The following is a 21,022-nucleotide window of genomic DNA, read 5'->3' as shown; positions in this document are numbered from 1 at the left end:
GACCCGCGCGGTGTCCGGGCGGGCCCGTCGGGGACCGACCACGAGCGAGGCCGGCGGGACGAGCGCCGCCCGGCGGTCCCTCGGCCGACGGTGCGGCTCGCCGGCGCACGTCGCGCCCCCGTTCGCCACCACGTGTGCCGGCCCGAAAGACCACGCTGGCAACCCTGCGGGCCGGTCCGTCGGCCGCTGGGTTGCCAGGCGAATGTCATCGTACGCGGACAGTAAGGAGTCCTGTCAATGCTGGATTCCGGATCCAGTCGTTGTGTAAATATGGTGTTCCGCCGTCCGAGGAGCCTCCATGCCTGAGGAGCCGGACCACCTCGGCGAGACCTTCGCCGAGCGTCTCGACTGGCTGTTCCGCACCACCCCGGACCCGACCGGCAAGCCGTACAGCGTCCGCCGCGTCGCCGTCGAGCTGACCCGGCGCGGCTGCCGGATATCGCACACCCACCTCAACAACCTGCGCCAAGGCCGGGCACCGGACCCACGACGGTCGGTGGTGGAGGCGATAGCCGCCTTCTTCGGACGTCCGCCCTCGTTCTTCACCTGTCGGCCGACCGACCGGACGCCGCTCGACGACGACCTCGTCCACCTGCTGGCCGACCCGTACGTCCGGCAGGTGGCCCGGCGGCTGGTCGACGCCCGCCTGTCGCCAGAGGGCCATGCCGTCGTGGTGGCGGTGATCGAGCAGGTCCGTCGGCTGGAGGTCGCCGCCGGGAGTCGGCGCCGCGACACCGCGCGACTGACCGGAAGCTGAGCGTCGCGCCGCCGCTCAGGCCTCGGAGCGCGCGACCGGGCCCTCGGCCGCGCGGTCGTCGGTGCCGCGCCCGGCCCGCCGATCCGTGCCCTGTTCCTCGCGTCGCTGGGCTGGGCCGACCGGCGGCACCGCACCGGCATCCGCCTCCGGGCCCGGCAGCCGCGCCTCCCGCCAGCGCCCGGCGCGTGCCCGGTCCATCGTGTAGCACAGCTCCCGGGGTGCCTCCGGCCGCCCGGGCACCCGATCGAACGGGAATCCCCGGCCGGCGTAGTCGTAGTGGGCCTTCAACAGTCGGGTCAGCCCCGCCATCGCACCAACGATCTTCTTGCGCGGCCGGCCGGTCGCCTCGGCCAGCTCCCCCACGGTGAACAGCCGCTGGGGCTCGGCGGCGAGCGCGTCGAGCACCGCGGCGACCGTCCGGTGGGTGGCGCTGCGCCCCTGGCTGAGCCGGCGCAGGTCCGCCACCGTCCAGTCCGACTCGGGCGGACGGGACACCGGGTCGGCCCGCCGTCGGGGCGCCGGCGTCACCCGCTGGCGGGCGTCGAGGTCGGCCAGCAACCGGGCCACGTGCGGGACGTACGCCAGCGGGACCGCCACCAGGATTATCCCCTCGGTAGGCGTCCCCGGCACACCCGCCGACGGCGGGTACGGCGGCAGCGCCGGCATGTTCACGACGTGGACGGTGTTGCCGTGGCCTGGGCGGGCACGAACCGGTAGCCCAGGCCGCGTACGGTCACGATCATCGGTGCCCGGTCCCCGTCCAGCGCCAACCGTCGACGCAGTCGCTTGATGTGCACCGTCAGGGTGTTCGAGGTGTCGTCGGAGATACCGCCCCAGACGGCGGCGAGCAGTTGCTCGCGGGTGACCGTCCGTTCCGCGTGGCTCATGAAGAAGTACAGCAGGCGGAACTCCTTCAACGGCAGGGCCACCGTCCGGCCGTCCAGGCTCACCTCGAACGTCGCCGGGTCCACCCGCAGCCCACCCAGCTCGATCGGCGGATCGAGGGCGCCGGAGGTCTCCGGACGGATGGCCCGCAGGATCGGCAGGACCTCCTCGGCCCGGTAGGGACGCCGGACACAGGCCGTGGCACCGGCCTTGAGCGCGGCGGCGGCCACCCCACCGTCCTCGTCGCCCACCCCGACCACCGTGGGGATGCCGGCCCGGCCGGCGAGCAGCCGCACCAGCTCGGTGCAGCTCATCGTGGACAGACCGGCGGCGACCACGGCCGCGTCCGGTTGCAGCGCCCCAGTGGCCAGCAGCGCCTCGGCGGCGTGCGCGAAGTGGTGGCCGCGTACCCGGTGGTCGGCCAGTTGGGCGACCAACGCGGCACCGACGCTCTCGTCGTCGTCCACCACGAGCAGCACGAAACGCCCGTCGGATCGATGGTCACCCCTGGTGGCCTCGACGAGATTGTTCATCGCACACCGGCTCCGGTTCAGTTCAGGCCCGCCGCGACACCCTTGGGCGCGCCGGGCGATCCCCCGCACTACAGGTCGACGACGGACGGTCGGCCGGACACCGGCTGGGCACGACGACGAGCCAGCCGGGCCCGGTGGGTCACCCTTGACCAACGGCGACCCACCGTCGACCGTCGCGTTCGGCCTCAGCCGAAGCGACCGGTGATGTAGTCCTCCGTACGCTTGTCGGCGGGGTTGGTGAACAGCTTGCCGGTCTGGCTGAACTCGACAAGTCGCCCGTGCCGCTCCTGCGCCTCGTCCACCTCGGCGGTGAAGAACGCGGTGTAGTGGCTGACCCGGGCCGCCTGCTGCATGTTGTGGGTGACGATGACGATGGTGTAGTCGTTCGTCAGCTCGAAGATCAGATCCTCGATCTTCGCCGTGGCGATGGGGTCGAGGGCCGAGCAGGGCTCGTCCATCAGGATCACCTCGGGCTTCACCGCGATCGTCCGGGCGATGCAGAGCCGCTGCTGCTGGCCGCCGGAGAGCGCCAAGGCGCTCTTGCGCAGCTTGTCCTTGACCTCGTCCCAGAGCGCGGCCTTGGTCAACGCCTCCTCGACGTGGTCGTCGAGCCGGCCCTTGATGCCGTTGATCCGCAACCCGTACGCGACGTTGTCGTAGATGGACTTGGGGAACGGGTTGGGCTTCTGGAACACCATGCCGATGCGGCGGCGCACCTGGATCGGGTCGATGTCCTTGGCGTACAGGTCCTGACCGTGGAACAGGACGTCGCCGCTGACCCGGGCACCCGGGATCGGGTCGTTCATCCGGTTGAGCGCGCGCAGCACGGTGGACTTGCCGCAGCCGGACGGCCCGATCATCGCGGTGACCTGGTTCTGCTGGATCGGCATCGTGGTGCCGCGGACAGCCTCGTAGCTGCCGTAGTAGACGCTCACGTCGCGCAACTGCATCACCGACGAGTCGGCGGAGTCCGCACCGGAGACGGTGGTGCCGGGAGCGTGCACCGCCACGGACGGGCGGGTGGTGAGGTTGGTGTCGTTGCTGGCCATGTCAGCGCTCCTTGATGGCGAACCGGCTGGAGATGAATCGGGCGATGATGGTGAAGCCGAGCACGATCACGATGAGCGTCAGCGCCGCACCCCAGGCCCGGTCCTGTGCAGCGGGGAACGAGGTGCTGGCGTTGCGGAAGATCTGCGCCGGCAGTGCCGTGTTGGAGCCGTCGAAGAGGTTCCAGTTCGGCGAGAAGACGATGCCGGTGACGATGATGATCGGGGCGGTCTCGCCAGCCGCGCGGGCCACGGCCAGCAGCGAGCCACTGGTGATCCCGGAGATCGCCGCCGGCAGCACGACCGTCAGCGTGGTCTTCCACTTACGGGCACCGAGCGCCATGCTGGCCTGCCGCAGCTCGTCGGGAACCAGCCGGAGCATCTCCTCGCTGCTGCGGATGACCACCGGCAGCATCAGGCAGGCCAACGCCAACGCGCCGGCGAAGCCGGTGAACTCGCCGACGAGCAGCACCCAGGAGATGTAGATGAACAGCCCCATCACGATCGACGGCACGCCGGTCATCACGTCGGCCATCAGCCGGATGATCCGGGCCAGTGGCCGCTGCTTGCCGTACTCGTTGAGGTAGATCGCGCCGAAGACGCCGAGCGGGATCGCCATCAGGGCGGCCATCCCGGTGATGAGCAGCGTGCCGACGATCGCCGGGCCCATCCCACCACCTTCGCGGCGGTAGGAGTTGGGGATGTCCTCGTTCAGGAACGACAGGCTCATCACCCCACCGCCCTTGGCGATGACGGTGTAGGTCACCAGCGCCAGCGGGATGACGGCGAGCAGCACGGCGAACCAGATGACCGCCGTGGCGAGGTGGTTGGTGAACCGGCGGCGGCCGGAAAGTGCGGCCCGGGTCAGGTCGGGTCCGCCGGCGGCCGGGCGGGCGGCGGGTGGTGCGGTGAGAGTCACGCGACGCTTCCCTTCATCCGGGCCTCGGCCCGACGGACGACCACCTGGGCGAGCAGGTTGACCAGCACGGTCATCGCGAACAGCACGACGCCGAGACCGATGAGCGCGGCGGTGAACGTGCCGGTGGACTCGCCGAACTGCTGCACGATCACGGCGGCCATCGAGTTGCCGGGGGCGAACAGGTTGGCGGTGATGTTGGTGGCACCGCCGATGACCAGGGCGACCGCGATCGTCTCGCCCATCGCCCGGCCCAGGCCGAGCATCACCGCGCCGACCACCCCACCGAAACTGTGCGGGAAGACCGCGCCCCGGATCATCTCCCAGCGGGTAGCGCCCAGGGCGAGGGCGGCGTCCTTGTCGGCGCGCGGCACGGTGCTGAACACCTCGCGGGTGATCGAGGTGATGATCGGCGTGACCATGATCGCCAGGATCAGGCCGGCGGTCATGAAGTTGCGGCCGCTGGCCACCGGCCCGAAGAGCCGGCCGAGCAGTGGAATGCCACCGAGCAGGTCGTGCATCCACTGGTAGATCGGGACCAGGGCGGGTGCGACGACCAGGATGCCCCAGAGGCCGAAGACCACCGACGGCACGGCGGCCAGCAGGTCGATCACGGTCACCGCCGGGCCGCGCAACCGACGCGGGGCCAACTCGGTCAGGAACAGCGCGATGCCGACCGACACCGGCACCGCGAACAGCAGCGCGATGAGCGACGAGACCGCGGTGCCGTACGCGAACGACAGCGCGCCGAAGACGGCGTCGCCGGTGGCCGGGTTCGGGTCCCAGACCCGCTCGGTGATGAAGCGCAGGCCCATCGCGTCGAACGCGGGCCAGGCCTCCCGGACGGTGGTGATCAGGATCAGCCCGAGGATGGCCAGCACCAGCAGGCCGGTGCCGAGCGTCCACCAGGAGAAGACGCGGTCGCCGAGGGCGCTGCTGCCGCGCTGGGTCAACGTCGGCTTGGTGGCGGGGGGATTGTTCGTCAAGGTCATCTTCACTCCAGCTCAGGTACCCCGCTAGGGACGGGATCGACGTGATCCCGTCCCTAGCTGGAACGCCCTAGCGATCTTGATTGTGATCAGCCCTGGATCTTCTCGACCTGGGCCAACGCCTTCTCCTTGAGCGAGGCCGGCAGCGGCGCGAAGTCCACGTCCTTGGCCAGCTCCTGGCCGTCGTTGAGCAGGTAGGTGAGGAAGCCCTTGACCAGCGCGGCCTTGTTCGCGTCGTCGTAGGAGGTCTTGACGATGATGAACGTCGGCGCGGTGATCGGGTAGGCGGCGGCACCGGCGGCGTTAAGCGGGTTGTAGCTCAGGTCCTCGGCGACCTCGGCACCCTCCAGGCCGGCGGTGGTGCCCTCCAGCGACGGCTCGACGAACTGGCCGTCCTTGTTCTTGATGGCCGCGTACTTCAGGCCGGTGGCCTTGGCGTCACTCAGGTCGACGTACCCGACAGCGCCGTTGGTCTGCTTGACGATCTGGGCGACACCGGTGTTCTTCTCGCCACCCTGGGTGCTGGCCGGCCAGGCGACCGTGTCACCGCTGCCCAGCTTCCAGGTGCCCGCGGCGGCAGCGTCGAGGTACTTGGTGAAGTTGCTGGTGGTGCCGGAGCCGTCCGAGCGGTGGGCCACCACGATCGGGGTGCTGGGCAGCTCGACACCCGGGTTGTCGGCCTTGACGGCCGCGTCGTCCCAGGTCTTGATGTCGGTCTGGAAGATCTTGGCGAGCGTCTCCGGGCTGAGCTGGAGCTTGTCGACGCCCTCCAGGTTGTAGGAAACCGTGATCGGGGCCGCCACCGTCGGCACGTACATGAACGAACCGGCGGCCACGCCGTCGGTGTCCTTCACCAGGCTGTCGGTGCCGGCGAAGTCGACCAGGCCCTCACCGAACTGCTTCTTTCCGGTGCCGGAGCCGGTCGCGTTGTAGGTGACCGTCACGTCGGGGGCCTCGGCCTTGAAGGCTTCGACGACCTCTTGGTAGTAAGCGTCCGGGAAGCTGGCGCCCGACGCCTTCAACTCGCCGGACAGGTCGGCGTAGGCGCTGTCGCCGCCACTGCCGCCCGGCTCCGAGCTGTTGTCATTGCTACCACAGCCGGTAAGCGCGAGCGCGGCAAGCGCGACGCCGGCAAGGACGCGCCGCGAAAGCACGTTGCGGTTCACCAGGTAAGCCTCTCTATCGGGGTGCATCAGCCCGTCCGGGCCGTACGCGAGTCAAGTTAGGAGGCGCAGGTAGCCGGACTCCCGGACCCAGGTGAACGAAAAATGAACTTGCCGGCTCGGTGGCGGCCACGTGGGAGCCGGGATGTGACGTTGCGGGCGCGCCGTACCGGATGTCCGGAATTCGCGGCCCGGTTACTGACCTCTGCCGGCCTCGTCAGAGACGGATGGTGCCGGTCACCAGGTACACGACCTGACGGGCGACGTTCACCGCGTGGTCGGCGTAACGCTCGTAGTAGCGGCCGAGCAGGGCCAGGTCGATCGCGGACTCCACCCCGTACGGCCAACCGGAGACCAGCAGCGACAGCAGGCGTTCCTGGGCGGCGTCGACCTCGTCGTCGTCCAGCCCGAGCTGCATCGCGTCGAGCCGGTCCCGGGTGGCCAGCACGACCGCGCACTTGTCCGCCACCCGTGCCGCCGCCTCGGCCAGCGCCGTCATCACCGGCATCGCCGGCTCCGGCACCACCCCGACCGGATGCCGGCGCAGCGCGACCTTCGCGACATGCACCGCGAGGTCACCCATCCGTTCCAGGGCACCGGCGATCCGCAGCGCACACACCACCAGGCGCAGATCCGAGGCGACCGGCTGGTGTCGCACCAGCACCTCGGGAATCATCGCCTCCACCTCGGCCCGCCGGGCGTCGAGCGTCGCGTCCTCGGCGAGTACGGTCTCGGCCGCGCCCCGGTCCACCTCCAGCAGGGCGGTGCTAGCCCGCCGGATCGCCGCGCTGGCGTCCCGGCTCATCACCGCAAGGACACCTGTGAGCCGGTCGAGCTGCTCGTCGTAGCTGTCCCGGCTCATCGTGTGTCCCTTCCGTCCAGCCGGGTCACCCGTTTCGGCGGCACCCGGAACCGGCGCGGCGGCCGGCCGACCCTGGACAGCAACCTACCTGCCCCCGGACGACACCACCTTCCACGCCACCCGGAAGGCGGCACCGGGCGGGTCACGCGCCGCACCGGTCAGTCGGCCAGCACGTCCAGCAGCAGGGCCGCCGTCCAACTGAACGCCGGTGAGCCGAGGCCGGCGCCGGTGTCCGGGTGGAAGTACTCGTGGCAACCGGCCGCCGAGACCAGGTCGATCATCGAGGTGCGCAGTCCGGCCGCCAACCGGTCGTGTCCGTGCCGCAGCAGTCCCCGCCGGACCAGCCAGGTGATGTTCGTCCAGCTCGGGCCGCGCCAGTAGCGCAGCGGCTCGAAGTCGCCGGCGGTGCGGTCGTGGCTCGGCAGCGGCCGGGCCATCCGGGCGGCGAGACCGAAGCGGGCCGAGCGGGCCTCGGCGAGCACCGCCTCGACCTGCCGCGCCGGCAGGTCGGGCAGGATCAACGGGGTCAGGCCGAGCACCGTACGGGCCGGCGTCAGTCGGCCGGTACGCAGGTCACGCGGGCGGAAGGTGCCGCTGCCCGGGTCGTACAGCCGGGTGACCACGGCCTCGGTGATGGCGACGGCCCGTTCCCGGTGCGGGCCCGGGTCGACGCCGATCACCTCGGCGATCCCGGCGAGCGCCGACTCCGAGGCACCCATGGCCGCGTTGAACAGCGGACATTCCACCAGGAACGGATGCCGGTCGGCCAAGCCGTCGTCGCGGTAACCGTTCGCGCGGTACGCGGTGACGATGGTGACGTACCGCGCGTAGTCCAGGTCGGTGGGTCGGTGGGCGGGATCGGCGTGCACGGTGTCGCGCCGCCGGTACGCGCGCATCACCGCCGCCTCCGCAGCCACCGCGGACATCGGCTCGTCCCAGGCGGGGCTGTTGTCCAGTCCGGACTCCCACGGGTGCACGATGCTGGCCAGCCCGGCACCACCGACGTCGCGGCAGCTGGCCAGGTAGCGCTGCTGCGCCACCAGGTGCGGATAGAGCCGACGCAACGCGGAGCGGCCCTCCTGCGTCGGCACCCGACGGTACGCGTGCCAGGCGGCCAGCGCGTGCACGGGCGGCTGCACCAGGCCGGACGTGGCCACCGACGGCGTCCCCTCGACGGTCGCCGACGACCAGAATCCCGGCCCGGGAAAGTAGGCGCCACCGGACACGGCCGGGTTGAACACGATGTGCGGCACCCGGCCGTCGCGCCACTGGGCGCGGAACAGGCTGGTCAGCTCCGACCAGGCACGGTCGGGACGAAGATGCGCCCAACCGATCGCGATGAACGCGGAATCCCAGCTCCACTGGTGTGGGTACAGAGTGCGGGACGGCACCGTGTGTCCGCCCGCCCAGTTGCCGTCGAGGGTGTCGCGGGCCAACTCCCACAGCCGGCCGCCTTCGCCTGCGGCATCAGCACTGGCAGCCGGTCCCGGCCCGGCCGACGGAGCAGTTCGGTTCACCATGAGTCACAACATGGTAGCGGTGCGCCCGACGCTACGCTAGGACGACCGCAGCGCAGGTCGCGGTACATGGGGGTGAATCAGGACGGCGAGACGACGAGGCAAGGATTCCCGATGAGACAGCCACGACCCGGTCCAGCGGACACGCAGAGTGAGAGCTACACCCAGCGGCTGCGGCGACTCAGCGGGGCGCGCTGGAAGCGGTGGCTGGATGTGCAGGCGCCCTACCGGTGGAACCTGCGGCGGCTGGAGTTGGGTCGGACCCTCGACGTCGGCTCGGGCCTCGGCCGCAACCTGATCAACCTCGGACCGAATGCGGTCGGGGTGGACCACAACCCCACCTCGGTGGCCCACTCCCGGGCACTGGGGCTGGAGGCGTACACCGTCGCGGAATTCTTCCGGTCGGAGCACGCCCGGCCAGACGCGTTCGACTCGCTACTCGCCGCGCACCTGCTGGAACACATGCCGGCCGAGCAGGCGCACGAGGTGGTCGCCGGCTACCTGCCGTTCGTCCGTTCCGGCGGCCGGGCGGTGTTCATCACCCCACAGGAGCGGGGCTACCGCAGCGACGCCTCGCACGTCCGCTTCGTGGGCTTCGACGAGACGGCGCAAACCTGCCGGGATCTCGGCCTGACCGTGCTGCGCCAATATTCCTTCCCGTTCCACCGCGCCGCCGGCAGGGTGTTCACCTACAACGAGTTCGTCACCGTCGCCAGGCTTCCGTGAGCCGGCACGGTTACGGTGCAAGACATGACCAACAGGACCCGCTGGGCCACCGACACCGGCCCCGAGCACTCCCAGTGGTACGTCAACCGGTTCCGGCAGTTGGCGGCCGAAGGGGCGGACCTGGCCGGTGAGGCCCGACTGCTCGACACGCTGGTGCCGCCGGCCTCCCGGATCCTCGACGCCGGCTGCGGCACCGGCCGGGTCGGCGCTGAACTCGCCGCGCGCGGCCACACGGTGGTCGGGGTGGACGCGGACCCGGTCCTGATCGACGCCGCCCGCGCCGACCACCCCGCACCCCGCTGGATCGTCGCCGACCTGGCCGAGTTGGACCTCGCGGCGGCCGGCGAGGGCGAGCCGTTCGACGCGGCGGTGCTGGCCGGCAACGTGATGGCGTTCGTCGCCGCCGGCACCGAACGCCAGGTGCTCAGCCGAGTCGCCGCGCACCTGCGCCCGGACGGCGTGGTGGCGGTCGGATTCGGCACCGACCGGGGGTATCCGCTCACCGACTTCGACGCCGACGCGGTCGGCGCCGGCTTGCGTCTCGAACACCGCTTCGCCACCTGGGACCTGCGTCCGTGGCGCGACGACGCGGACTTCGCCGTCACCATCCTGCGCCGTCCCACCTGACTCCTCCGGAACGCCCGTCGACGCCCGAACCGGCTGATATTGACGTGGAAGCGTCCCGAACCGCACCGTAGCCTGAACCGATGCCCCCACAGCTCCCTCATGCCGAGCCGGGCACGCCGGACACGAGGGGGCCACTGCGGTACATCTGGTGGCTGGTCCGCTGCCAGCCGTGGCGGGTGCTGCGCGGCGGTCTGATCGGCACGGCCTGGATGCTCGGGCTGTCGCTGCGGCCGTACCTCGTCGCCCGGGCCATCGATGACGGGCTGCGCGCCGCCGACCACCGGACGCTGCTGTGGTGGGTGGCCGCGATCGTCGTCGCCGGGATGGGTCTGGCCTACCTGGGCATCATGCGGCACCGCACGATGACGTTCGTCCGGGAGGACGCCTCGGCCCGCTCCGCCGCCGTCCTGCTGCGTCACCTGTCCCGGATCGGTGCCGTGTTGCCCCGCAGACTCGCCGCCGGTGAGGTAGCCACGGTGGGCGGTGCCGACATCACCCACACCTCGGCGGTGCTGACGATGACCGGGCCGGGCGTCGGAGCGGTCCTCGCGTACGTCTTCGTCGCTTTTCTCCTGTGGTCGGTGTCGCCGTCGCTCGCGGTGTTCGTGCTGCTCGGCGTGCCGACGGTGGTGCTGCTCGTCGGGCCGCTGCTGCGCCGCCTCGAACGGGTCGAGTCGGTCTACCGCCACCAGCAAGGGCTGCTCACCACCCGCGCCGCCGACATCGTGGCCGGGCTACGCGTGCTCGCCGGAGTCGGTGGGCGGGGCCTGTTCGCCCGCCGGTACGCGGCCCGCTCGCAGCGGCTGCTGGCCGAGGGGTACCGGGTGGGTGCGGTGAACAGTTGGATCGAGTCGCTGACGATCGTCGTCCCGGGGGTGTTCCTGGCCGCCGTGGTGTGGCTGGCGGCGCGGATGGCCTCGGCCGGTGACATCACCATCGGGCAGATGGTGGCCGTCTACGGGTACGTGGCGGTCCTCATCGTGCCGGTGTGGTTCCTGCTCGAAGGTGGTCACCAGGTGATCCGGGGGCGGGTCGCCGCCCGCCGGATCGTCGCGCTGCTCAACCTGCGGCCGGACACGGCCGGCCCGACGTCGCCGGGTGGCGGGACGCGTCAGGCACCGGACCGGCCCGCCGACCTGCACGATCCCGCGTCCGGGCTGACCGTACCCGCCGGACGGCTGCTGGCCGTCGCCGCCGACGATCCGGCCGAGGCCAGCGCGTTGGCCGACCGGCTCGGGCGGTTCGTCGCCAGCGAGGTGACCTGGGACGGGGTACCGCTGACCAGCATCGCGCTGGACGAGGTGCGGGCCCGGATCCTCGTCGCCGACCACGACTCCTATCTCTTCGCCGGCACGCTGCGCGAGATCCTGCACGTCCGGGCGGATCTCGGCGACGCCGATCTGCGCGCGGCGCTGCGTACGGCGTCGGCGGAGGATCTTCTCGACGCCCACCCGGACGGGCTCGCGATGCCGGTCGGTACCCGGGCCCGGACGCTCTCCGGCGGCCAGCGGCAACGGGTACGCCTGGCCCGCGCCCTGCTCGCCGAGCCGGACGTGCTCATTCTCATCGACCCGACCTCGGCTGTGGACGCGCACACCGAGGCGCGCATCGCGCAGCGGCTCCGGGCGGCGCGGGCCGGACGGACCACCGTCGTGTTGACCACCTCGCCGCTGCTGCTCGGTCGCGCCGACCTGGTCGCGCACCTGCGCGACGGCCGGATCGTCACCGTCGGCGCCCACGTCGACCTGCTCGAACAGGATCCGAGCTACCGGGCCCTGGTGTCCCGGGACAACGAACCCGCCGACGTGGACGGATCACTGCGGTGAGCGGCCTGCCCGTCGCGGACCGCCAGGTCGTCCGCCGCGCGGCGCTGAACCTCATCGCCGCGGACCGCCGCGCGGTCGCCGTGGTCCTGGTGCTGCACGGTGCCGCCGCGGTCGCCGGGCTCGCCCCGCCGTGGCTGCTGGGCCGGATCGTCGACGAGGTCACCGCCGGTGCCGGTGCCGCCGCGGTGGACCGTCTGGCCCTCGCGATCGGCGGCTGCGTGCTGGCTCACGGGTTGCTCGCCCGCTACGCCCAGTACGTCGGCCACCGGTTCGGTGAGCGGTCCGTCGCCCGGCTCCGTGAGGCGTTCGTCGCGCGAGCGCTGGACCTGCCCATCTCCGTCATCGAACGGGCCGGCACCGGCGAACTCGCCACCCGCAGCTCGGTGGACGTGACGACCGTCGGGACGACCGTGCGGGACGTGATGCCCGTCATGGTCATCGCCGCGACGCAGTTGTCGCTGCTGTTCGGCGCGATCTTCCTGCTGCACCCGCTGCTCGGCCTGGTCGCCCTGACCGGGCTGCCGACGATCGTCGCGGTCACCCGGTGGTACCTGCGGCGGGCCAGGCCGGCCTACCTGGCGGAGGGGGCGGCGACCGCCGAGCTGACCGAGGCGCTGACCACCACCGCGGAGGGCGCCCGCACCGTCGAGGCGCTCCGCCTCGGCGCCGAGCGCATCGGGTACGGCAGGCAGCGCATCGGCCAGGTGTGGGCCACCCGCCGGGCGACCCTGGCCCTGCGGTCGGTCTTCTTTCCGGTGGTGGAGGCGAGCTACGCGCTACCGATCGCGGTCGTGCTGCTGTTCGGTGGCTTCCTGCTGGACCGTGGCATGGTGACCCTCGGCGAGGTGGTCGCGGCGGCGCTCTACCTGCAACAGGCGATCGAGCCGTTGGACCGGCTGCTGCTCTGGATGGAACAGGCCCAGCGCGGCCTCGCCTCGTTCGCCCGGGTACTCGGTGTCGGTCAGCAGAGCGAGCCCGCCGCCACCTCGGTCGCCACCGGGACACCGCGACCGAGGGTTCCGGCGTCCGCCCGACCCGGTCGGCTCGTCGTGCGCGGCGCCCGGTTCTCGTACGCCGACGGCCCCGACGTGCTGCACGGGATCGATCTGGTGGTGCGTCCCGGCGAACGCCTCGCCATCGTCGGCCCTTCGGGCGCGGGAAAGTCCACTCTCGCCCGGCTGCTCGCCGGCATCGACGAGCCACGCGAGGGCGTGGTCAGCCTCGACGGCGTCGCGGTCACGGACCTCGACCCGGCCGAGCGCCGTCGCCGGATCGCCCTGGTCACCCAGGAGCATCACGTCTTCATCGGTACGCTGCGCGACAATCTCGCCTTCGCCGCGCCGGACGCGTCCGACGAGCAGATGCGCGCCGCCCTAGGCGCGGTGAGCGCCGACTGGTACGCCGACCTGCCCGACGGACTCGACACACAACTCGGTGACGGGGCCCGCGAACTCGGTGCCGCCGACGCCCAACAGCTCGCGCTGGCCCGTCTGGTGCTCGCCGACCCGCACACCCTGATCCTCGACGAGGCGACGGCCGCGCTCGACCCGACGACCGCCCGACGCACCGAGCGAGCCCTCGCCGCCGTGGTCAACGGGCGTACCGTCATCGCCATCGCGCACCGGCTCAACACCGCGCACGACGCCGACCGGGTCGCCGTGCTGGAGGACGGCCGGATCACCGAACTCGGCAGCCACGACGAACTCGTCCGCGCCGGTGGCGCCTACGCCGCCCTCTGGCGCTCCTGGCACGGCTGACCGCGCCACGCTCACCGCCGGTCCCTGCCCAGCCGACGTCACCCGGCTCGCCACGGTGGTCGGCCTGACCCGACAGCCGTGAACCGGCAGGAAGTCGACCGACCAGACGAGAGAGGCAGCCGACAGCCTGGGAAGCAGCAAGCCGTCGCCGTGGCAGCATCATCGGCATGATTGTCTGGATCAACGGTGCCTTCGGCGTCGGCAAGACGACCACGGCGGGCCTGCTCGTGGAGCGTCTCCCGGATGCCAAGGTGTTCGACCCCGAGTACGTCGGTTACCTGCTGACTCCGTTCGTCGGCTCGCCGACCGGGGACTTCCAGGATCTTCCACTGTGGCGTCACCTCGTCGTCGAGACGATGAGCGGCCTCGCCCGGGAGTACCCGCACCCCTGGATAGCGCCGATGAGCCTTATCAACCCGGCGTACCGCGAGGAAATTCTCGGCGGTATCCGCGCGGATGGGGTCGAGGTGCACGAGGTCGTGCTCACGCTGCCCGAGGAGCAGTTGCGTGCCCGCATCGATGCCGACCAGGTGGATGTCGCCGCCCGCCAGTGGCGACACGATCATGTTGCCCCGGCGCTCACCACCTTTGCTGCCGTGACCGGCGCTCAGCTCGTCGACGCGTCCCAGCCGCCCGACCAGGTGGCCGACACCATCGCCATGAGCATCCGGTCAGTGCCCAGCCGCTGACCCGCTTCGGTCATCGACGCAGCTTTCGCTGTGGGTACATCTGTCGTCGTCGGAGCGACAACAGATGTACCCACCTCGGTTCGGCGGGCACGCGGGACCGGACCGCACCACCGGCAGGGCCGGTCGACCGGTCACCGGGCGACGTCGTAGACCAGCTTCTGGATGCCGTTGGCGTAGGACTCGCTCTCGACCAGCTTGAGGTTCTGCTTGTCCCGGTCGGTGTCGCTGAACAGCCGCTTGCCCGCGCCGAGCAGCACCGGGAAGACCAGCAGGTGGTAGCGGTCGATCAGGCCGGCGTCGGAGAGGTTGCGGTTCAGCGTGGCGCTGCCGTGGATGCTGATCGGTCCGCCGTCGGTCTGCTTGAGGGCGGCGACGTCGTCGAGCGACCGGAGGATGATGATCTCCCCCCAGTTGGACACCAGATCCTGCTCCTTGAGGCTCGTCGACACGACGTACTTCGGCATCGCGTTGTAGCCGGCGAACTCCACGGTCATCTTCGGCCACACCGGCGCGAACGCCTGGTAGCTGACCCGGCCCATCATCATCGCGGTGGCCTCGTCCTGCTCCCGGCCCTTGATCTCGTAGGCGGCCTCGTCGAACTCGATGTCGTTGAAGGTCCAGCCCGAGTTGCGGTAGCCCGGTTCTCCACCGGGTGCCTCGACGACGCCGTCGAGCGAGACGAACGCGGTGGCGATGAGGGTACGCATCAGGTTGCTCCTTGCTGGTTGTCTGACGTGCTGTCGTCAGTGCGACGAGCGGGAGTCGCCGGATTCGACAGCCCACGCCGAGAAAATTCCTACCACTTTCGCGGCGCGCGTCCGAGCACGTCAGGCGGGGGCGGCGCGCCGGCGGGCCGCGTCCGGGTCGAGCGGCGCACCGGCCGGTACGAGGCTGACCACACCCGCGGGCAGCTGCACGGGCCGGACATCGGCGTAGCCGAGCATGCCGGTCACCTCGGGGCCGGTGAGCGCGTACCGGCGGCCCAGGTCGGTCACCACGGAGATCGCGCCACCGCTGGCGCCCGGCGTGGCGACCGATTCGACGACCGCACCCCGACCCGGCTCCACGAACACGTGGTCGGCGGTCGTCGGCTCGGCCGACCGATCCGGTGCCCGGACCAGCACCGGCAGTTCCACCCCCAGCCGCAGCTCGACCGACCCGCTGTCGTCGCCGACCCGCGCGCAGACCGTCGACGCGTCCGGCGTGGCCAGCGGGGGCGGGGCAGCCGGCGGCGCGTCGGGCCCGGCGGGAACGAGGTCGGGCAGCTGCGGCAGGGCGGCGAACCTGCCGAGGCTGATCTGCTCCGGCTCCCGCTGACCGGTACGCGCGAGCAGCAGACCGGCCTGTAGCTCGGTGATGCCGGCGAGCCCGTCGCGCAGCACCACCGCGTACTGCCGTCCGCCGCCGGAGTTGCGGACCACCAGCACGTCACCGATCCGGGCTCCGGTCACCCGGGCGGACTGCCGGCCCAGGCCCGGCGGGCTCAGCGGAGTCAGATCGGGACCGGCGGGCACCGAGTTGAGCAGGGCGGCGGCCACCGGGACGGACCGGGAGCGGGTGGTCGCGAGCGCGGCCAGCACCCGTTCGGTGTCCCGGATCAGGTGTCGACGCTGCTGCCAGAGCAGGTGCAGCCGGCCGTCCGCCGCACGCAGCAGCAGTGCGTCCCGGCCCAGCGGTCGGCCGCCGGTGCCGCCGGCACCCACCAGCAGCACCGACCGGGGCGGGCCCGGTCCGTCCCCGGCCGGTGACACCGAACAGACCGTCCACCCGGCGGTGGCCAGCCGGCCCGCCGGAGGCAGCGAGTCGGGTGCGTCGCGGATGCCCAACGGCAGCCCCCTCGGCACCCCGTCGATCGACCGGCGGGACACCAGTACGGTCTTCGGCCGCTGCGCGCCGATGATGAGCAGCGCGGAGGCGTAGTTGAGCACCGGGTGCAGCCGCTGGTCCCGGTAGACGAACCGGGCGCCCGACTCCCTCTCGACGATCACCACGCCCGCGTCGCGCCATGTTCCACCGCCGCCGGTGAACAGGCCGTACAGGGCCGTGGCACCCAGCCCGACGGCCGCCACCAGGATGCTCGCCAGCGCGGCTCCGGCGAGCCGACGCGTCGGGGACAGCGCCGGATCGCTGTCCCGGGTCACCAGCGCGGCCACCGTCCGCGCCACGGCGAACTGGTACGAGTGCAGCTGGTCCTGCCGCGACGGCATCGTTCCCCCCTCCGGCGAGACGATCGGCGCACAGGATATGCGCTGCGTCGATGTCCCGAGGACCGTGCGTCATCCGACGGACGGTCACTCACCGGTCGGTAACATTCCGGCGGTGAGCGTACGTTTCGAGGAACTGGCCTGGCGGCCGACACCGATCGGCGAGATCAGTCTGCGCCGACGTCGCGATCCCCGGCTCGACCAGGACGTGTACGAGGTCAAGCTCGACGACGAGTTTCTGATGTCGAGCCTGTTCACCGCCGGAGAGGTCGAGCTGGCCAGGTTGGGGTTGGCGGCGCTGGCCGGTGACCGCCTCGACGTGGTCGTCGGTGGGTTGGGGCTCGGCTACACCGCCCGCACCGCGCTGGCGGACGACCGGGTCGCCGCCCTGCTGGTGGTGGAGGCGGTCGAGGACGTCATCGACTGGCACCGGCGGGGCCTGCTGCCCTTCGCCGCCGGACTGGCCACGGACCCGCGTACCCGGCTGGTGCGGGCCGACTTCTTCGCCCAGGTGGCCGGTCCGGACGGCCTCGACCCCGACGACGCGGGGCGTCGCTTCCACGCGGTGCTGCTGGACGTCGACCACTCCCCCCGCCATCCGCTGCACCCGAGCCACGCCGCCTTCTACCGGCCGGACGGGTTGCGCCGGCTGACGCGGCTGCTGCATCCCGGCGGGGTGTTCGCCCTCTGGTCGGACGATCCACCGGACCCGGACTTCGAGGCCGCCCTGGCCGCGGTCTTTCCCATCCATCACAGTCACGTGGTGCGGTTCGCCAACCCGCTGACCGGTGGCCAGTCGGCCAACACCGTCTACCTGGGGAAACTGCCCGACTGATCTCGCCCGTGCAGCCATGCGTTCGGCATGATCCGGTTGGTAGCGGGTAGCCGGTTCGGCAACCGCGCCCGGACCGGCCGGGCGGCCGGGTGGGAGGTGGAGATGCGTGCCCTGCTCTGGGTCGTGGGCGTGGTCGCCGGGGTGCTGGTCCTGCTGGGGCTGCTACTCGAAGCGGTCCAGTGGTTGGTGATCATCGGTCTGGTCGCGCTCGCCGCGGTGATCGTGCTGGCCTTCGTCCGGGGTCGCCGCTCCGCCCACAACTACCCCAACCGCCGCTGAGTCCCTCACGTCCCGACCGCGGCGGCCAACTCGTCGTCGTAGCGGGCGAGGGCTCGTCCGTCGGCGGCGTACGCGATCAGCCGTCCGTGGGCCATGGTGGCCGAACGGAACGAGAACGTCCGCACACCGGGATAGGCGGCCAGCAGCGGGATGGTCCGCGGTGGGCCGCCCGGCGCGGAGTGGTAGTCCAGCCGCGCCACCTGCTCGGAGACCACACCGTTGACGCGCACCTTGGTCTTCTCGCTGCGGGTGCCGAAGGTGACCGGGGCACCGGTGCTGTAGCGGGCACACTCCACCTGCCCCCGGCAGACGAAGAAGTACCGCGAGTTGACCACATCCGGGAGGCCGTACGCCTTGAAGGTGGGATCGGCTCCGGCCGGCAACGGCTGCACGGCGAAGAACGCCAGCGCACCGAGGGACGCGACGGCCACCCGCGGCCACCCTCGCCGGAGGGACCGAGCGGGCTGGGCGCGGTTGGCGGTCAGCGCGACCGCGCCGAACCCCGCCACACAGAGCGCGACCGCGCCCACGGCCCGGGCGTTCTCGAAGAGGAACTGCACGCCGGGTCGCATCGACACCGGAGCCAGCACCGCACCCAGCGACAGCACCATGCTGGCCAGCAGCAGAGCGCCGGCGACCTTCCGGGTCACGCCGACGGAACCCACCAGCAGCATCGCGGCCAGCACCGTCCAGACCTGGTGGTGGGTCCAGGAGACCGGGGACGCGGCCACGGTGGCGCAGCCGACCAGCACCGCCGCGTGCCCCGGACGTCCCAGCCGGGACAGCGCCCGCGCCCGCAGCACCGCCAGGGCGCAGATGACGAGCACCAGGGCCACCCAGACCAGCGGCAGGGCTCCCGAGTCCAGGCCGAGACGAAGCAACATCCCGTGCACCGACTGGTTGCCCAACGACGCCAGGTTGCCGATCCGAGAGGTCTCGGTGACCGTGCCCGCCCAGTAGGTCAGGCTCTCGGCGGGCAGGATGGCCAGGGCGAGCGCCCCGCAGGCGACGAAGGTGGCCAGCGCCCGGGCGGCGTCGCGGTACCGGCCGCAGACCAGGAAGTAGAGCACGAACAGCAGCGGGGTCAGTTTGATCGCCGCCGCCACGCCGACCAGCAGGCCACGCGTCCGCGACGGTGGTGCCATCCCGTCGAGCAACGCCATCAGCACGATGAAGATGCTCACCTGACCGAAGCGCAGGTTGCTCTGCACCGGCGCGGTGACCATGAGCACCGCCGCGACCGCCGCGATGCTGACGGCCGCCGACGTCGTCGCCCGGCCCTCGCTTCCACCGGGGAACGGTGTGGCGGTGCGGCGGCCGGCGGCGAGCGCGCGACCGACCGGGACGGCGAGGGCGATCACGGCGGCGCAGGTCGCCGCCAGCCAGAGCGCTTCGACCACGCCGAGCGGCACGGTCGTGATCGGCCAGAGGACGAGCGCCGCGAAGGGTGGGTAGGTGAACGGCCCTCCGTTCGGCGCCACGTACCCGTAGAGCGGTCGCCCGGCGCGCAGGTCGGTAAGCGCTCCGTGATAGATGTGCAGGTCGGACAGGCGGTCCGGGCGTCGTAGCACCAGTGCGACGGAGACCAGCGCCGCGACCGCGAATCCGACCCACAGCAGCGCTGCCCGACGATCCCGCATGGACAGAGAATAGATGTCCCCGGACCACTGGGCGTGCGGCCGTTCGCCGCTCGGCGCGGCTCCGCCACCGCTCAGCGCGGCTGCCGCACCACAGCTTGTGACGCCTCCCCGATGGTGAAGACAATCATCAATGTTCTGAGAGCCGGACGAGGTAGGGCACCGGGCAGCCCTCGATCGGAACACCACCATGTCCCCTTCCGTCCGGAGGACCCGTTCCATGAGAAGAGCGTTCCGACTGTGGTCTGCCGCCCTGGCGACCATCGTCCTGACCGCGTTCGCCGCGCTGTCGCTCCCGACCTCGGCCTCGGCCGCGACGCTGACCGAGGTGACGAACTTCGGCACCAACCCGAGCAATTTGCGGATGTACCTCTACGTACCGGACCGGGTCGCGCCACGGCCAGGCCTGCTGGTCGTGGTCCACTACTGCACCGGCAGCGGGCCGGCGATGTACTCGGGCACCCAGTACGCCCGCCTGGCCGACCAGTACGGCTACATCGTGATCTACCCGTCGGTGACCCGCAGCAGCCAGTGCTTCGACGTCTACTCGCAGCAGGCGTTGCGGCGCGGTGGCGGCAGCGACCCGGTCGGCATCATGTCGATGGTGGACCACGTCCGGAACCGCTACCCGGTGGACCCGGCCCGGATCGCCGCGACGGGCACCTCGTCCGGAGCGATGATGACGAACGTCCTGCTCGGGCTCTACCCGGACGTGTTCCGCGCCGGTGCGGCCTTCGCCGGGGTGCCCTTCGGCTGTTTCGCCACCACCGGCGGCTCGGAGTGGAACAGCGAGTGCGCCAACGGGCAGATCAACCGCACCCCGCAGCAGTGGGGGGACCTGGTGCGCAACGCCTACCCCGGCTACACCGGACCCCGGCCGCGGATGCAGATCTGGCACGGCACCAACGACGAGATCCTGCGCTACCCCAACTTCGGCGAGCAGATCGAGCAGTGGACCAACCTGCATGGGCTGAGCCAGACCCCGACCTTCACCGACAGTCCGCAGTCCGGCTACACCCGGACCCGGTACGGCGGTTCCGGCGGTAACGCACCGGTCGAGGCGATCAGCATGCAGGGCGTGTCGCACAACCTGCCGGTCGACGCCGCGCAGGCGATCCGGTTCCTCGGACTCGACGCCGCGTCGCCCACCCCGACGCCGACGCTCACTCCCACTCCCACTCCCACTCCCACTCCCACGCCCACGCCGACGCCGACGCCGACGCCGACGGTCACTCCCACGCCGACGCCCACCACGCCGCCGCCGGGCACGGGCTGCCGGGTCGGGTACGCGGTGAACGCCTGGAACACCGGGCTGACCACGTCGGTGACCATCACCAACACCGGCGTCACGGCGGTCAACGGCTGGAACCTGTCGTTCACCCTGCCCGGCGGGCAGACCATCACGAACGGCTGGAACGCGACCTACTCGCCGACGTCAGGGGCGGTGACCGCCCGCAACGTCTCCTACAACTCGACCATCGCCCCCAACGGCTCGGTCACCATCGGGTTCCAGGCCAACCACAGCGGCAACACCGCCAGCCCGCCCTCGTTCACCCTCAACGGCACCGCCTGCGCGGTCGGCTGACCGTCGCCCTCTCCCGGCCGGCCCCGGTGTCCGTACGGTCCCGCCGTACGGACACCGGCGTCGCCACCGCTCACTTGGTTTGCGGCAACCCGGAAGATATATTCCTGTCAATGTCAGGAAAGCGCTTGCTCTGCGTCGTTCACCACTCCGGCACGCGCTCCGCCACCACACCCGTCCCCGGAGGAACCC

General features: G+C 71.4%; 20 protein-coding genes. 9 read left to right on the top strand and 11 right to left on the bottom strand.

Annotated features, from left to right (window positions below):
- Positions 1-298: 298 nt before the first annotated feature.
- Positions 299-757, top strand: coding sequence for an XRE family transcriptional regulator (locus O3597_RS09295; protein WP_164449777.1), 459 nt, complete (start codon positions 299-301; stop codon positions 755-757).
- A gap of 15 nt (positions 758-772) precedes the next feature.
- On the opposite strand, the gene O3597_RS09290 is transcribed toward O3597_RS09295, so the two are convergent.
- From O3597_RS09290 to O3597_RS09255, 8 genes are all read right to left on the bottom strand, one after another.
- Complete coding sequence (locus O3597_RS09290; RefSeq protein WP_281603851.1) at positions 773-1,429, bottom strand: hypothetical protein; 657 nt, start codon at positions 1,427-1,429, stop codon at positions 773-775.
- Positions 1,426-2,175: a response regulator transcription factor gene (locus tag O3597_RS09285; RefSeq protein ID WP_164449774.1), complete on the bottom strand. Its 750-nt coding sequence runs from the start codon at positions 2,173-2,175 to the stop codon at positions 1,426-1,428. Before O3597_RS09285 ends, O3597_RS09290 begins: the two co-directional genes overlap by 4 nt.
- 185 nt (positions 2,176-2,360) lie before the next feature.
- Entirely contained in the window at positions 2,361-3,224 is an 864-nt protein-coding gene (gene pstB / locus O3597_RS09280; RefSeq protein ID WP_164449773.1) for a phosphate ABC transporter ATP-binding protein PstB, read from the bottom strand.
- Position 3,225: 1 nt separating this feature from the next.
- Positions 3,226-4,140 carry a phosphate ABC transporter permease PstA gene (gene pstA / locus O3597_RS09275; RefSeq protein ID WP_164449772.1) on the bottom strand — a complete coding sequence of 305 codons (915 nt, stop codon included), beginning with the start codon at positions 4,138-4,140 and terminating at the stop codon, positions 3,226-3,228.
- Complete coding sequence (pstC, locus tag O3597_RS09270) at positions 4,137-5,129, bottom strand: phosphate ABC transporter permease subunit PstC (protein WP_166459158.1); 993 nt, start codon at positions 5,127-5,129, stop codon at positions 4,137-4,139. Before pstC ends, pstA begins: the two co-directional genes overlap by 4 nt.
- Positions 5,130-5,215: 86 nt before the next feature.
- A complete protein-coding gene (gene pstS, locus O3597_RS09265; protein ID WP_164449769.1) occupies positions 5,216-6,292 on the bottom strand; it encodes a phosphate ABC transporter substrate-binding protein PstS in 1,077 nt (358 codons plus the stop codon).
- A gap of 214 nt (positions 6,293-6,506) precedes the next feature.
- Positions 6,507-7,151, bottom strand: a complete 645-nt coding sequence (gene phoU / locus O3597_RS09260) for a phosphate signaling complex protein PhoU (protein WP_164449768.1) — start codon at positions 7,149-7,151, stop codon at positions 6,507-6,509.
- A gap of 158 nt (positions 7,152-7,309) precedes the next feature.
- Positions 7,310-8,671 (bottom strand): hypothetical protein, encoded by a 1,362-nt coding sequence (locus O3597_RS09255; RefSeq protein WP_281603850.1) that lies wholly within the window; start codon positions 8,669-8,671, stop codon positions 7,310-7,312.
- Positions 8,672-8,782: 111 nt separating this feature from the next.
- Between O3597_RS09255 and O3597_RS09250 the strand changes: the two genes are divergently transcribed.
- The 5 genes from O3597_RS09250 (at position 8,783) to O3597_RS09230 (ending at position 14,293) form a co-directional block, all read left to right on the top strand.
- Positions 8,783-9,394: a class I SAM-dependent methyltransferase gene (locus O3597_RS09250; RefSeq protein ID WP_164449767.1), complete on the top strand. Its 612-nt coding sequence runs from the start codon at positions 8,783-8,785 to the stop codon at positions 9,392-9,394.
- A gap of 24 nt (positions 9,395-9,418) precedes the next feature.
- Entirely contained in the window at positions 9,419-10,021 is a 603-nt protein-coding gene (locus O3597_RS09245) for a class I SAM-dependent methyltransferase (RefSeq protein WP_164449765.1), read from the top strand.
- Between the two features lie 80 nt (positions 10,022-10,101).
- Positions 10,102-11,847 carry an ABC transporter ATP-binding protein gene (locus O3597_RS09240; RefSeq protein ID WP_164449764.1) on the top strand — a complete coding sequence of 582 codons (1,746 nt, stop codon included), beginning with the start codon at positions 10,102-10,104 and terminating at the stop codon, positions 11,845-11,847.
- A complete protein-coding gene (locus O3597_RS09235) occupies positions 11,844-13,604 on the top strand; it encodes an ABC transporter ATP-binding protein (RefSeq protein WP_164449763.1) in 1,761 nt (586 codons plus the stop codon). Before O3597_RS09240 ends, O3597_RS09235 begins: the two co-directional genes overlap by 4 nt.
- Positions 13,605-13,771: 167 nt before the next feature.
- On the top strand, positions 13,772-14,293 hold the full coding sequence (locus O3597_RS09230) for an AAA family ATPase (RefSeq protein ID WP_164449762.1): 522 nt from the start codon (positions 13,772-13,774) through the stop codon (positions 14,291-14,293).
- 131 nt (positions 14,294-14,424) lie between these two features.
- Here O3597_RS09230 and O3597_RS09225 read toward each other — a convergent pair whose 3' ends face one another.
- Together O3597_RS09225 and eccB are read right to left on the bottom strand one after the other, a co-directional pair.
- Positions 14,425-15,000: a dihydrofolate reductase family protein gene (locus tag O3597_RS09225; protein ID WP_281603849.1), complete on the bottom strand. Its 576-nt coding sequence runs from the start codon at positions 14,998-15,000 to the stop codon at positions 14,425-14,427.
- A gap of 120 nt (positions 15,001-15,120) precedes the next feature.
- The gene (gene eccB, locus O3597_RS09220; protein ID WP_281603848.1) at positions 15,121-16,500 is read right to left on the bottom strand and encodes a type VII secretion protein EccB; all 1,380 of its coding nucleotides are present in this window, start codon (positions 16,498-16,500) and stop codon (positions 15,121-15,123) included.
- Between the two features lie 112 nt (positions 16,501-16,612).
- Between eccB and O3597_RS09215 the strand changes: the two genes are divergently transcribed.
- Positions 16,613-17,332 carry a spermidine synthase gene (locus O3597_RS09215; RefSeq protein ID WP_281603847.1) on the top strand — a complete coding sequence of 240 codons (720 nt, stop codon included), beginning with the start codon at positions 16,613-16,615 and terminating at the stop codon, positions 17,330-17,332.
- A 27-nt stretch (positions 17,333-17,359) separates the two neighbouring features.
- Positions 17,360-17,611 (top strand): hypothetical protein, encoded by a 252-nt coding sequence (locus tag O3597_RS09210; protein ID WP_164449744.1) that lies wholly within the window; start codon positions 17,360-17,362, stop codon positions 17,609-17,611.
- 5 nt (positions 17,612-17,616) lie between these two features.
- Here the strand turns inward: O3597_RS09210 and O3597_RS09205 are convergent, their stop codons facing one another.
- Positions 17,617-19,251, bottom strand: a complete 1,635-nt coding sequence (locus O3597_RS09205; RefSeq protein ID WP_281603846.1) for a glycosyltransferase 87 family protein — start codon at positions 19,249-19,251, stop codon at positions 17,617-17,619.
- Between the two features lie 217 nt (positions 19,252-19,468).
- Here O3597_RS09205 and O3597_RS09200 point away from each other — a divergent pair, with 217 nt between their 5' ends.
- Positions 19,469-20,833: a PHB depolymerase family esterase gene (locus tag O3597_RS09200; protein ID WP_281603845.1), complete on the top strand. Its 1,365-nt coding sequence runs from the start codon at positions 19,469-19,471 to the stop codon at positions 20,831-20,833.
- Positions 20,834-21,022: the final 189 nt, after the last annotated feature.

Source organism: Verrucosispora sp. WMMA2044 (genome assembly GCF_027497155.1).
GTDB lineage: Bacteria > Actinomycetota > Actinomycetes > Mycobacteriales > Micromonosporaceae > Micromonospora > Micromonospora palythoicola.
The sequence above is the reverse complement of the archived record's forward strand: the minus strand, read 5'-3'. Positions and strand labels throughout refer to the sequence as shown.